The 13,016-nt window shown below is 65.0% G+C and carries 9 protein-coding genes; 4 read left to right on the top strand and 5 right to left on the bottom strand.

Features of this window, described 5'->3' with window-relative positions:
- Positions 1–460 precede the first annotated feature (460 nt).
- From AC0L27_RS01170 to AC0L27_RS01160, 3 genes are read right to left on the bottom strand one after another with little or no spacing between them, the layout of a single operon-like run.
- On the bottom strand, positions 461–1,045 hold the full coding sequence (locus AC0L27_RS01170) for a DUF1254 domain-containing protein (protein ID WP_275167754.1): 585 nt from the start codon (positions 1,043–1,045) through the stop codon (positions 461–463).
- Positions 1,042–1,620, bottom strand: a complete 579-nt coding sequence (locus AC0L27_RS01165) for a DUF1214 domain-containing protein (protein ID WP_007593444.1) — start codon at positions 1,618–1,620, stop codon at positions 1,042–1,044. The genes AC0L27_RS01170 and AC0L27_RS01165 overlap by 4 nt, the downstream gene beginning before the upstream one ends.
- A gap of 25 nt (positions 1,621–1,645) precedes the next feature.
- Positions 1,646–3,934 carry a transglycosylase domain-containing protein gene (locus tag AC0L27_RS01160; protein ID WP_275167753.1) on the bottom strand — a complete coding sequence of 763 codons (2,289 nt, stop codon included), beginning with the start codon at positions 3,932–3,934 and terminating at the stop codon, positions 1,646–1,648.
- Positions 3,935–4,228: 294 nt separating this feature from the next.
- Here AC0L27_RS01160 and AC0L27_RS01155 point away from each other — a divergent pair, with 294 nt between their 5' ends.
- Together AC0L27_RS01155 and AC0L27_RS01150 are read left to right on the top strand one after the other, a co-directional pair.
- The gene (locus tag AC0L27_RS01155) at positions 4,229–4,744 is read left to right on the top strand and encodes a YcgN family cysteine cluster protein (RefSeq protein ID WP_275167752.1); all 516 of its coding nucleotides are present in this window, start codon (positions 4,229–4,231) and stop codon (positions 4,742–4,744) included.
- A 155-nt stretch (positions 4,745–4,899) separates the two neighbouring features.
- Positions 4,900–6,480: an MDR family MFS transporter gene (locus AC0L27_RS01150; RefSeq protein ID WP_354206784.1), complete on the top strand. Its 1,581-nt coding sequence runs from the start codon at positions 4,900–4,902 to the stop codon at positions 6,478–6,480.
- A 6-nt stretch (positions 6,481–6,486) separates the two neighbouring features.
- Here the strand turns inward: AC0L27_RS01150 and AC0L27_RS01145 are convergent, their stop codons facing one another.
- Together AC0L27_RS01145 and AC0L27_RS01140 are read right to left on the bottom strand one after the other, a co-directional pair.
- Complete coding sequence (locus tag AC0L27_RS01145) at positions 6,487–8,988, bottom strand: GAF domain-containing sensor histidine kinase (RefSeq protein ID WP_354206782.1); 2,502 nt, start codon at positions 8,986–8,988, stop codon at positions 6,487–6,489.
- Between the two features lie 114 nt (positions 8,989–9,102).
- Positions 9,103–10,821, bottom strand: coding sequence for a thiamine pyrophosphate-requiring protein (locus AC0L27_RS01140; RefSeq protein ID WP_473317949.1), 1,719 nt, complete (start codon positions 10,819–10,821; stop codon positions 9,103–9,105).
- Between the two features lie 356 nt (positions 10,822–11,177).
- Between AC0L27_RS01140 and AC0L27_RS01135 the strand changes: the two genes are divergently transcribed.
- Positions 11,178–11,414, top strand: coding sequence for a hypothetical protein (locus AC0L27_RS01135; protein WP_354206780.1), 237 nt, complete (start codon positions 11,178–11,180; stop codon positions 11,412–11,414).
- Positions 11,415–11,569: 155 nt separating this feature from the next.
- The gene (locus tag AC0L27_RS01130; protein ID WP_354206778.1) at positions 11,570–13,015 is read left to right on the top strand and encodes a hypothetical protein; all 1,446 of its coding nucleotides are present in this window, start codon (positions 11,570–11,572) and stop codon (positions 13,013–13,015) included.
- Position 13,016 lies beyond the last annotated feature (1 nt).

The following is a 13,016-nucleotide window of genomic DNA, read 5'->3' as shown; positions in this document are numbered from 1 at the left end:
AAGTTCAATGAATCGCACGAAGAGGGGCTTGCAGAAATGGCCGTTCGTCTTCGCTCAGGCGCGGAACTGCTCCCGCCAGGGCCAGTGAGAGATGCCGCCCTCAGACGCGCACGCTGGGCTGAAACAAGCTTGTCGTTAGATGATTGGCTCAACTCGCCAGGACTACAGCCACCGACCCGACGGTGACACCGCCCTGCAGGGATTCAGGCCATGTTCGGTGAGGCTCCAGCAAGAAAAAACCCGCGGCGGATTGCTCCGCGCGGGTGAACTTTCGATGCTGCCATTCTGCCAGTGTTTTGCCCGACGAGTCAAAGCCGAACAGCGCGACGGGCAGGGATGTATCGGTCCGGCAAACGCCTATTTGGTGCAACCAAAATGGCGAATAATTTCAACACCCTCGCTACTGTGCATGGGGTTGTTTTCGCGCTTTTTGTTTTGCGGCCTGCCGAAGCGACGCGCTTTAGCGCCGTGCGCGCGGCGCTTCCGCCTTGGCCGGCGGGTCGGTCTGCGGACCGCAGCTCGCGGCCGCGAGCGAGCCTTGCGCCTGCGGCATCAGGCCGGGCTCTGGGGCGAGCGCCTTCATCACGATCAGGCCGGTGGTGCTGGGGGAATCGATGATCAGGCGGTCGGCGGCGGTGATCTCTTCGTCCTCGGGCAGCTCGTTGTGCTGCGGCTCGGTCATCAGGTCGAGCTCGATCACCTTCTTGCCGGCCGAGCGGTCGTTGATGGCGTAATAGGCGATCTCGTTGCGGGTGTAGAACGACACCGAGGTGTAGGCCTGACTGACGGGGACCGTCAGCTTGATCGGGCCGTTCGACAGATCGTAGCGGCAGATCGCTAGCGCAAAGGCCGGATCCATGAACGGCATCGGCGAGGTCTGCGGATCAGTGAGCGGAAGCTGCGTGACCGCGTTGAGCTTGGTCATCGGCGTCAGCCGCGAATAAGCGTCCTGGGTCGCGATCCGCGGCAGCGCCAGCACGCTGACGAGATGGACCACGAGGCCCAGCACCACGCCGGCAACGATGGTGAACAACAGCCGGATCATGAGCAGCCCGCCGTCGTGATGGTGGGCATCGGCGCATCGCGCTGGGTGCGCGTGGCAACGCCGACCGGGGTATCGTAGAGCCGCAGCATCAGCGCGTAGCGTTCGATGCCGCCGGTCGGCAGCCAGTTGCCGGCGCGCGAGCGCGAGGCGATGCGGATCTCGAACGAGCCGTCGGACTGCCGCACGATCTCCTGGCTGGTGAAGCCGTAGCGCTGCAGCGAATTGGGAACGAGATGACCCTTGCGGTCGTAGAGCGTCAGCGTCCAGAACCGCGCCGGCGGCGTCACGCCGGAGACCACGACGTCGCAGCGGCCGTCGAGCACCTTCTTCTTGTCGTCGGCGGTCGCGGTGAAGGCGACGCCGTCGCCGGTGCCGATCGGCAGCTCGCCGTTGCGCACGATGGTGGCGCGCGAATAGGGATCGACGTCGGCGGTGCCGGTGCGCGGACGCGCGGTCCAGGGGCCGATGGTCAGCGCGCCGATCTCGGTGCCGCGCGTCGTCGTCATCCAGGTCGCACCGACGCCCACCACGGTTGCGAGCAGAAGGGCCGTCAATGTGATCAGGATCAGCCGCACTTGTTTCGATCAGTTCTTGTTTCGATTAGTTCTTGCGCGGGGCGGATGCGTTCGCATTCTCTTCCGCATAGTTCTGCGGGAAGGCGAGCGCGCTCGTGGACGATGCCGGCTTGGCTTGCTTGGGATCGGTGGCGGCCGATTTGGTCGCGGTCCTGGCCGCGTCATCCAGCAGCTTCTCGACGCGCACCAAAACGTCGGCGCCGCGCTTGGTCAATACCGGCGGCGGACCGGGCTTGGTCTCCAGCACCTTCGGCGCCGCATTGGCCTGCGCGTTGGCGATCCGCTCGGGCGGCAGCTTCTGGCCCATGCCGATGCCGGCGATTTCCCGCACCTCGACGCCCTGATGCGCCGCGAGCATGATGTCGTGCCAGGTCTGCGCCGGCAGCGAGCCGCCGGTCATGCGGTTCGTCGGCGAATAGTCGTCATTGCCGTACCAGACCGCGCAGGTGAAATTGCCGGTGTAGCCGACGAACCAGGCGTCGCGATACGCATTGGTCGTGCCGGTCTTGCCCGCGGTCGGGATGCCGTCGAGGGCTGCGCGACGCGCCGTGCCTTCGCTAACGACGTGGCTCATCATGCCGGCCATGTCGGCGGCCACGGAGGCGGGGATCGCCTGGCGCGGCTTCGGCCCGTCGCGGTCCCAGCGCCAGACTGGATCGCCCGCGCCGGTGCGCACTTCCAGCACGGAATGCGGCGTCACCGCCTTGCCGCGGTTGGGGAAGGTCGCATACGCCACCGCGTGCTCGAGCACGGTGACTTCGTCCGAGCCGATCGGCAGCGACGGCGTGTCGGGCAGCGGCGCCTTGAGGCCGAAGCGGCGCGCGACCTCGACGATCTTGGCGCGGCCGACCTTGGCCGGGTTCTGCGCTTTGGGCTCGTTCTTCTGGCCGATCGCGATCGACAGCTTGACGGGTACCACGTTGATCGAACGCGTGATCGCCTGCGTCAGCGTCACCGAGCCGGAATAGGAATGGCCATAGTTCTGCGGGCACCAATTGCCGATGCAGACCGGGCCGTCGACCACGATCGAATTCGGCGTGAAGCCGTTGAGGAGCGCGGTGGTGTAGACGTAAGGCTTGAACGACGAGCCCGGCTGGCGATAGGCGTCGGTGGCGCGGTTGAACTGGCTGGCGCCGTAGTCGCGGCCTCCGACCATGGCGCGGATGCCGCCGTCGAGATCGGAGACGACGGTCGCGGCCTGGGTCGCATGATAGTCGCGGCCGAACTGGCGCAGCTGGTTCTCGACCGCGTCTTCCGCCGCCTTCTGCACATTGGTATCGATCGCGAGTCGGACCACGAAGACGCGCTCGGTGTAGGATTTCGGGAAGGTGTCGACCAGCTTGCGCATCTCGTCGAAGGCGTAGTCGAGATAATAATTCGGCGACGCCTCGTAGCGGCGGTCGACCGCGAAGGCGGGATTGCGGCGGGCGCCGAACACCTGGCCCTCGGTCATGAAGCCGGCGTCGACGAGATTGTCGAGCACCACGTTGGCGCGCGCGCGGGCAGCGGGCAGGTTGATGTGGGGCGCGTATTTGGTCGGCGCCTTGAACAGGCCGGCGAGCATCGCGGCTTCGGCGAGCGTCACGTCACGTGCCGATTTGTTGAAGTAGAAATGCGCGGCGCCGTCGACGCCGAAGGTGCCGCCGCCCATATAGGCGCGGTCGAGATACAGCTTGAGGATTTCGTTCTTGGTCAGGCGCCATTCCAGCCAGACCGCGAGGAAGGCTTCGTTGACCTTGCGCTCGATGGTGCGCTCGTTGCTCAGGAACAGGTTCTTGGCGAGCTGCTGGGTGATCGAGGAGCCGCCCTGGCGGACGCCGCCGGCCTGGGCGTTGGTGACGAGCGCGCGCGCGGTGCCGGCGATGTCGATGCCGAAATGCTCGTAGAAGCGGCGGTCCTCGGTCGCGAGCGTCGCCTTGATCAGCACGTCCGGAAAATCTTCCAGCGGGATCGAATCGTTGTGCTTGATGCCGCGGCTGCCGATCGGGTTGCCGTAGCGGTCGAGGAAGGTCACCGCGAGATCGGACTTCTTCAGCCAGTCCTCGTCCGCGGTCTCGCGGAACGCGGGGATGGCGAGGGTCAGCATCACGACCAGGCCGCCGAGGCCGAGGGTCGCAGCCTCCGACAGCGGCTCGATGAACACCCAGCGCTTCCACCGCCCGACATAGAAGCGGTCCATGAAGGTCGAGTAGCGCTCGTAGAGCTCGCGGATGCCCTTGGCCGAGGAGAACAGCGAGGAGTCGATGCGCGCATCGAGATCCAGGAAGAAATTCCGGATCCGGGCCTTCCAATGCGGTGGTATGATCTGGCGCACCTAGAACCCTTGCGGCTTGGTTCGAAAGCGTTCAAGCACCCGGCCGGGGCGGCATCGAGACGTCTTGCGGGAGTGTTGCGGCAAACCCAAGGCGCCCGGCCAGCGACGGTGGGGACTTGCTGTTCCTTCTAGCCGAGCAGGGCCTATAAACCAATGGTCACGCTTGCGATTTTGAACAACAGGCCTAATTGACCCCGGTTCACTACGGGCCTCACGCGGGCGTTGCTTGCAGCCCAGCGGCCGCACGCCCTAGATGGCACCAGCCGTAGCTCTTTCGAACTTTTGTTGAGGCGCATGACCGCAGCTCCCAAACGACCTTCAGGCCAGGAAGGATTCTTCTGGAAAACCAAGACGTTGGAAGAGATGTCGGGGCCCGAATGGGAGAGCCTGTGCGACGGCTGCGGCCGCTGCTGCCTGAACAAGCTCGAGGAAGAGGGCACCGGCGACATCTACTTCACCCATGTCGGCTGCAAGCTGCTCGATGGGGTGACCTGCGGCTGCAAGGACTATGCGAATCGTTCCGACAAGGTTCCGGACTGCGTCCGTCTGACCCCGGCCAATGTCCGCACCCTGAACTGGCTGCCGCCAAGCTGCGGCTACAAGCTCGTCGCGGAAGGGCGCGACCTCTATTGGTGGCATCCGCTGGTGTCAGGCGATCCCGACACGGTGCATGAGGCCGGCGTCTCCGTACGCGGACGGGTCGAAGGCAGCGAGGTGGAGATCCCGGACGAGGAGCTCGAGAACCACATCGTGCAATGGCCGGCGCAGCTGCCGAAACGGGCCCGCCTGAAGCGACGTCCGAAGGACTGATCCGCCGCACCAGCTAGATCACTTGTTCGGGATGACCGTCGGGTGGGATGCTCCCATGCGCCGCGGTGCCTGCCCGAGAAGAACTTTGCTGTCTACATTGGCTGCATAGAACGAATCCTTCGCGGCGTTGCGCCGCCTCATGGCCTCCGATCGAGATGAACAAGTTCGAGCGGCAGAACAGTTCTGCCGACACCCAGACATTGCCCGACGACATCGCCGAGGAATTGTCTCGCCTTCCGAGCGAGGTCTTGAGCGTCGATGACGCTCCCTCGCTCGCGCCGCCGGCGCCACTGTCGCAGGACGAGGTCCGCACCATCGTCATCAGCCTGATGCTGACGATGTTCCTGGCCGCACTGGACCAGACCATCGTCGCGACCGCGCTGCCGACCATCGGACGCCAGTTCCACGACGTCTCCAATCTCTCCTGGGTCATCACCGCCTATCTGCTCGCCTCGACCGCGGTCGCGCCGGTGTTCGGCACGCTCAGCGACATCTACGGCCGCCGTATGATGATCATCATCTCGCTCAGCCTGTTCGTCGCGGGTTCGGTGCTGTGCGCGATCGCGCCGAACCTGCCGATGCTGATTCTTGCACGCGGGCTCCAGGGGCTGGGTGGCGGCGGCATCATGCCTGTGGTGCAGACCGTGATCTCCGACGTCGTGAGCCCACGCGAGCGCGGCCAATATCAAGCCTATTTCTCCAGCGTCTGGATGGTCGGCGGCATTCTCGGCCCGGTCATCGGCGGCGTATTCGCAGAGCATCTGCACTGGTCGATGATCTTCTGGATCAATGTGCCGCTTGCAGCTGCTGCGATCGCGCTGCTGTTGCCCAGGATGAAGAAGATCCCGGTGTTCCACCGCAAGCGCAAGGTCGACTGGCTCGGCGGCGTGCTGCTGATGGCCTCCGCCGTCGTCTTCATGCTGGTGCTGACCTGGGGCGGCACGCGCTTCCCGTGGCTCTCGCCGACCGTGCTTGCGATGGTGGGCGGCGCAGTCGCACTCGCGGTCACCTTCGTGTGGCACGCGCGCCGCGCGGACGAGCCGTTCCTGCCGCTGCCGCTGCTCGGCGGATCGGTTGTGCCGTTCGGGCTTATGGCCGGCGGCTGCGCGCTCGGTGCGATCACGGGCCTCACGGTGCAACTGCCGCTCTATTACGAGGCGGTCTATCATCTCAGCGCCAGCGAAGCCGGCCTTGCGCTGATCCCGCTCGCGGCGGTCTCGACCGTCGGCGCAGCCGTCGCCGGTCGCACCATGGCGCGCGCCAAGCACTACAAGCGGGTCGCCATCGTCGGAACGTCCTGGGCTGCGCTGTGCGGCCTCGGCCTCACGTTGACGACGCTGCCGCTATGGGCGCTGCTGACGCTGATGGCTGCGTTTGCGCTTGGCCTCGGCACCACCTTTCCGGTCTGCGTGGTCTCGGTGCAGAATTCGGTCGCCCGTCCGCAGGTCGGCACCATCACCGGCGCGTTGAACTTCTTCCGCTCGCTGATGTCATCGTTCACGGTCGCGGCGTTCGCGGCCATCTTGCTTATTGCACTCGGCGCCGACGTTCCGCTCGCCGGCGAGCATCACGGCGCCGTCAATGCGATTCCCGCCGACGACATGCGGCATGCGTTCCGCTACGTCTTCGGCGCCGCCACCGCGCTGATGACCGGCGCCGCGCTCTGCCTGATCATGATGGAGGAGCGGCCGCTGGCCGGTCCCTCCACGACGCAACCCGTCGAGATGGCGGAGTAGGAACCGCTAGCCGCGGCCTCCATCCGGAAAGCTGCTGTTTCGCGGCAATCGAATCGTGAACTCGGTGAACTTGCCCGGCTCCGTCGCGACGTCGATGGTGCCGCCGTGCTGCTTCACCACGATGTCGTGGCTCATCGACAATCCGAGGCCGGTGCCTTCGCCGGCCGGCTTGGTGGTGAAGAACGGATCGAACATCTTTTCTTTCACTTCGTGCGGAATGCCGGCGCCGTTGTCGCGGATGCGGATCTCGATGCTGTCGCCCCGGTCGCGTGTTGCGGCGATCACCACCGGCTCGTAATCGGCGGCGCCGTCATCCGATTTGCGCTTGGCCACCGCGTGGAAGCCGTTCGAGATCAGGTTCAGCAGCACCCGGGTGATCTCCTGCGGAAACACTTCCGCTTGCCCGGCCGCCGGATCGAGCTCGCGCTTCAGCGTCACGTCGAACTGTGGCTTCTCGGCGCGGGCGCCGTGATAGGCAAGGTTGAGGCTCTCCTCGACCAGCGCGTTGATGTCGCTCAGCCGATGCTCGCCGCCGCCCTCGCGGGAATGCAGCAGCATGTTCTTGACGATGGAGTCGGCGCGCCTGCCGTGCTGCACGATTTTCGCGAGATTGTCCTTCAGGAGCCCGGTCAGCTCGTCGACTTCGCTGCGGACGTCGTCCGCGAGAGGGACAGGCGCGAGCGCCTGGTTCAGCTCGTCCGTGAGCTCGGCGGAGAGCGATGCAAAATTGTTGACGAAGTTGAGCGGGTTCTTGATCTCGTGCGCGATACCGGCCGTGAGCTGGCCGAGAGACGCCAGCTTCTCGGTCTGGACCAGCCGGTCCTGGGCAGCGCGCAAATCGTCGAGCGATTTGGCGAGGTCCCTGGTGCGATCCTGCACCTCGTTGAACAGGCGCGTGTTCTCGATGGCGATCACGGCCTGGTCGGCAAAGGTCTTGAGCAGCGCGATCGCCTTGTCCGGGAAAGGACCGGCCTCCGGCCGCGTCACGCCGATGGTGCCGATCGCGACGCCGTCGCGCAGCATCGGAATCACGAGGATGCTGCGATAGCCTCGCGTCCGCGCCAGCTCTCTCATGGCCTCCGTGAGGTCGGGCTCGTTCTGCATGTCGCTGCGGAATGCGAACTCTCCGCTCGTCGCCACCCGGCTGTGAATGCCGGATGCCGACAGCGGCGCCGGGAACGAGCTGAGCAGCTCTTCGTTGCCGGCTTCGTTGTCGGTGCTGAAGGCGGCCAGGTGCAGCAGACCGTCGACGACGCGCGTGACGGTGGAGGAATGTCCGCCGACCAGGGACTTGGCGCTGTCGGAGATCGCCTGGAACACCGGCGTCACATCCGCGGGCGAGGCCGCGATCACTTTGAGGATGTCGGCGGTCGCGGTCTGCCGTTCCAGCGCTTCCCTCGTGGTGTTGAACAGGCTGACATTCTTGATCGCGATCACCGCCTGGTCGGCGAAGGTCTGCAGCAGCCGCACATGATGCTCGCCGAACGCACCGGTCGCGCGCCGCGTGGCGATAATGACGCCGATGGCCTCGCCGTCGCTCATCAAGGGCGCGAACAGCATGCTGCGGTAGCCGCGGGCGCGCGCGATGTCGCGGGCTGCCGGTTCGACCTCGGTGTCGGGCAATTGCGCCGCCACACCACCGGCCACGAGCTGGTAGGGCGGGAACTGCGCGAATGGCACCGGGAACGAGGACTGCAGCACGCGATCGCCGGCCGGATCGGTCGGCGTGAACGCCGCAAGGTGCGCGGCGCCGCCGATGTAGCGCAACACCGCCGTAGAGAAGCCGCCGATCAGGCGGTTGGCGTTGGCGGCGATGGCATCGAATACCGGCTGCACGTCGGACGGGGAAGCGGCCATCACTTTCAGAATGTCGGCGGTGGCGGTCTGTCGTTCCAGCGTTTCGCGTGTCTCGTTGAACAACCGCGCATTCTCGATCGCGATCACCGCCTGGTCGGCAAAGGTCTGGAGCAGCTGGACGAGGTCGGCTGCGAACGCGCCGGGCTCGGCGCGCGTGACGCTGATCATGCCGACCGGCGCACCCCGATTCATCAGCGGCATGAACAGCACGCTGCGGAAGCCGCGCAGCCGCGCAAGGTTCCGGTTCAGCTCCGGGACCTCCGCGGCTTCGCTATCTGGAAACTGGATCGTCTCGCCGCCACGCACCAGCGCGAAGGTCGGAAAGTCGGCAATCTTGCGCGGGAACGACGCCTTGAGCCCTTCGTTCGCCTCGGGGCTGGTTGGTGTGAACGCCACGAGGTGGAGCTCGTCCTCGATGAACTGAAGCACGGTGGCGGAGAAGCCGCCGAGTAAGCGCCGGGAGCTGGACGCGATCGCCTCGAAGACCGGCCGGGCATCGGACGGAGAGGCCGCGATGGTGCGCAGAATCCCGGCACTGGCGCTCTGACGATCGCGCGCAGTCGCAAGCTCGCTTCGAAGCTGCGCGTTTTCGGCTGCTGCCGACTGCAACAGGCGCTCGAATTCCTCGATGTCGTCGGAAGGGGTGGTCATTCGCAATCCGGCTTGCTGCCGCCACATGCGCGGCACCAACGCGGATTATCACATCTCCTGCGGCCGGAGCCAGCGTCCGCGACAGCGAGTTTTGTGGCCAGAATCCGGCCAGTTTTACGTGCCCGGCCGCGACACCTCGGTCTCCTTGCTGGTGATGAACTCCAGCAGCACGGGAACGCCTTCCTGCGTCTTCTGGATGCCGCGCCTGATCGCGGGGATGATGTCCTCGGGTCTCGTCACCCGCTCGCCATAGCCGCCGAAGGCGCGTGCCATCGCGGCGTAGTCGCCGGAAATGTCGGTCGAGCGATATTTCTCGGTCGAGACCGGCATCACTTTCAATTCGATCGCCATCGAGAAATTGTTCAGCAGGATCGACATGATCGGAATGCGCTCGCGCACCGCGGTCTCGAAATCCATGCCGGTGAAGCCGATCGCCGCGTCGCCCCAGACATTGATGCAGAGCTTGTCGGGCTTTGCGAGTTTCGCGCCCATTGCGAGCCCAAGGCCGTAGCCGAGTTGCGTCGTCTTGCCCCAGCCGAGATAAGTGAGGGGCTCGACCGCCTTCCAGAACGGCGAGAGCTGGTCGCGCGGACTGCCTGCATCGTGGGTGATGATGGTGTTGCCGATGTCCACGGTATGTTGCAGGTCCCACAGCACCCGGTAGGGGCTCAAGGGCGCATCATTGCTGGTGAGCTTCGGCATCCATTTCGCCAGCCATTCCTTGTGCGAGGCCGCGATCTCGGCTGCCACCGCCGATGTGTCGCGATCCGCGGTGACGGTCTTGCCGATCTCCTCCAGCAGCGCGTCGAGCACGAGCCCGGCATCGCCGACGAGGCCGATCCTGGCTTCCACATCCTTGTTGAGATGGTTCGGATCGAGCGTCGAGTGGATGATGGTTTTGTCTTTCGGCATCGCGATGCCGAAATTGGTCTCGGTGAAGGAGCAGCCAATGCCGAAAATGACGTCGGCGTCGGCCAGGAACTTCGGCACCGCGCGCGGCACCGCAAGGCCGCCGGAGCCAAGCGAGAGTGGATGCGTTTCCGGGAAGGACGATTTGCCCCCAAGGCTGGTGGTGACGGGAATGGCGAGCCGTTCGGCCAGCCGTTTCAATTGCGGCCAGGCCTGCGCGTAATGCACGCCCTGGCCGGCATAGATCACCGGGCGCTTGGCGTTGACGAGCAGGTGGGCCGCCTCCTTCACATGAACGGGGTCCGCGCCGTAGCGGGTGCGCAGCACAGGCGTGTAGTTCAGCGGCTCCGGTACATCTTCGTTCCACATGTCGGCGGGGATCTCGACGATGACAGGCCCGCCGCGGCCGTTTTTCAGCTTGGTGAAGGCGCGGCGAAAAATGTTGGCGACTTCCGCGGCGAGGATGATCGGTTCCGACGATTTCGAAAACGCCTTCATCGCCTCGCTGGAATTGAAGTTCGGCTCGATATGCGCAAGCCTGCGCTGATAGCCCATCGGCAGCACCAGCACGGGAACGGATTCGCCGTAGCATTGCGCGACGCCGCCCATCGCATTCTCCGCACCGGGGCCATGCTGCATGCAGAACGCGCCGATCGAGCGTCCCGATGTCACCCGCGAGATCGCATCCGCCATGTGGATGCCGACGCGCTCCTGCCGCACCATCACCGGCCGGATATCGGCCTTCGCCGCATGCTCGATCAGATGGTTGACCGGATAGCCGCAGAGGATCTCGATCCCCTCGCGCTTCATGATTTCCGCAATCGCGGTGCCGAGCTTCATGGCGTCTCTCTCCCTGGGGCAGGCCGGTTGGTCCGGCTGATTAGGGGAGAGAGGATCAGGAAATTGGCGTAGGGTAAAGCACAGCTCGATGCCCGCGGAGGTAGGTCAGCCATGCAGCAGGCTGCCGTAGCCCGGATGGAGCGCAACGCAATCCGGGGCCGTTCCACCGAAAAGACCAATGACGAATTTCGCTGCGCTCTATCCGCTACGACTGCTACTTGCAGCTTTGGCAGATCATCAGCTTGCGTTTCAACGCCTCGTCTTCTTGATCAATCAATTGCTCAGCGGCGCCTTTAGCACCCGAATCGGCTCTGGAGCCCTTCGCAGTGCGAGACCTCACCGGCGGGCCTAGCAGGCTCGAGGTGTCATTGCCGTCGCCGGCGCCTACGCTGAAGCCATCGTAGTCGACGGCCGGGTTCGGCGCCGATGGAAGCCCGCCGATGACCGGCGGCGAAGCCTCTCTGATGGATGCTGCCGGCGGAGGTCTGGAATTTTTAGCGCCCGCATGCGGCGGCGATGCATTGGGCGGAGAAAGCGAAACCGGCGGCGCGGCCGAAGTCTGTCCTCGCGCGCTGTCCTGCGACCAGCCGCCGACAAAGATGAGGCTGAAAGCCAAGAGCATCACGCTTCGCATCCGCATCCTTCAATCAGCTGTGGTTCGTCGTTTGACAGTGTGAAGAGTATCAGGACCCACATGGTCGTCAAAGCGCCGCAGTCCGGATTTTGCCGTCGGGAATATAGTTCATAAAGAGTGACCGGCCCGCCCGTACAGGGCCAGGCGCGGTGCGTGTCAAAGGAGAATTTAACGCTTGCGCCCTAACTTGCGCTCGCGATGAGTGACCAGGCCATCCAGAGCGAGGTTCAACCGTTTTCGGCGCGTGCGGCGCTCCCCTGGCTGGTGAGCCTTGGCGTCTATGTCATGCTGCTGATCCTTGGACCGCGGCTGCTCAATGATCCCGACAGCTATTCGCATATCGAGGTCGGGCGCTGGATCATCGCGCATGGCACGCTGCCGGCGAGCGACCCATTTTCCTTTTCGAGGTACGGCGCCCCCTGGATCACCTTCGAATGGCTCTCGGAGATCATCTACGCCGGCGCCTACGCGCTTGCCGGCTGGCAGGGCGTCCTCGTCGTCGCCGCCGCGGCAATAGCACTCGCCTTCGGCCTGTTCACGTTCTTCCTGCTGCGCGAGCTTTCGCCAATCCACACGCTGCTCATGGTGATCGCGGCCGTCATCCTGTTGGCGCCGCATATGCTGGCGCGGCCACACGTGCTGGTGCTGCCGTTGATGGTGACCTGGGCGGCTGCCCTGGTACGCTGCATGGATCGTGGTGGACCTCCGCCGTATTGGGCTCTTCCGCTGCTGGTCGTGTGGGCCAATCTGCACGGCAGTGTGGTGCTGGCGCTTGGACTGATCGGGCCGGCGGGGCTCGAGGCGCTGCTGCGCGAGAAGCGCAGCGAATGGCCACGCGTATTCCTGCGGTGGCTGCCATTCACCGCGCTTGCGGTCGTAGCGTCTTGCCTGACACCCTACGGGCCGGAACCGCTGCTGATGCCGCTGACCACACTCGGCCTGGGCCCCGCGCTCGGTTGGATTGCGGAATGGCGGCCGCAGGATTTCAGTCACATAGGCTTCTTCGAGTTGCTGCTGCTGGCCGCCATCTTCGCGCTCTCGCGTGGCGTGACGCTGCCGGTCGTGCGGACCCTGGTCGTGATCGGCTTGCTGCATTTCGCGCTGGCCCAGATCCGCAATGCGGATCTGCTGGCCATGCTGGCGCCGCTCTATCTGGCGGCTCCGCTGGGGCGGAAGTTCGGTGGACCGGTTGGGGAAGATGCCGCCGGCTCGTCGCGCGGCCTTAACCTAGTCGCGCTCGGTGTGTTGATCGTGGCGAGCGGGGCGACACTGGCCCGTGATATACGGCCGGCTCCAGCCATTACCCCTCAGGCTGCCATCGCTGAAGCCAAACTCGCCACGGCGGGACACGTGCTCAACGATTATTCCTTCGGCGGCTATTTGATCTTTGCCGGCATTCCCACCTTTATCGACGGTCGCGGTGAACTGTACGGCGGAGCGTTCATCAACCGCTACAATCGCGCCCTGGCGCTGGTCGATCTCGGCGACTTTCTCAAGTTGCTCGACGAATACAGCATCGCCGCGACGCTGCTTGCGCCAGGGACGCCGGCGATAGCGATGCTGGACCGGCTGCCCCAATGGCAGCGCGTCTACAGCGACGACGTGGCGGTCGTGCACAAGCGGCGGGACATGCCGCAAAGATAGA

This window comes from Bradyrhizobium sp. Ken51 (assembly GCF_055807435.1).
This window is presented reverse-complemented; position numbering and strand designations above follow the sequence as displayed.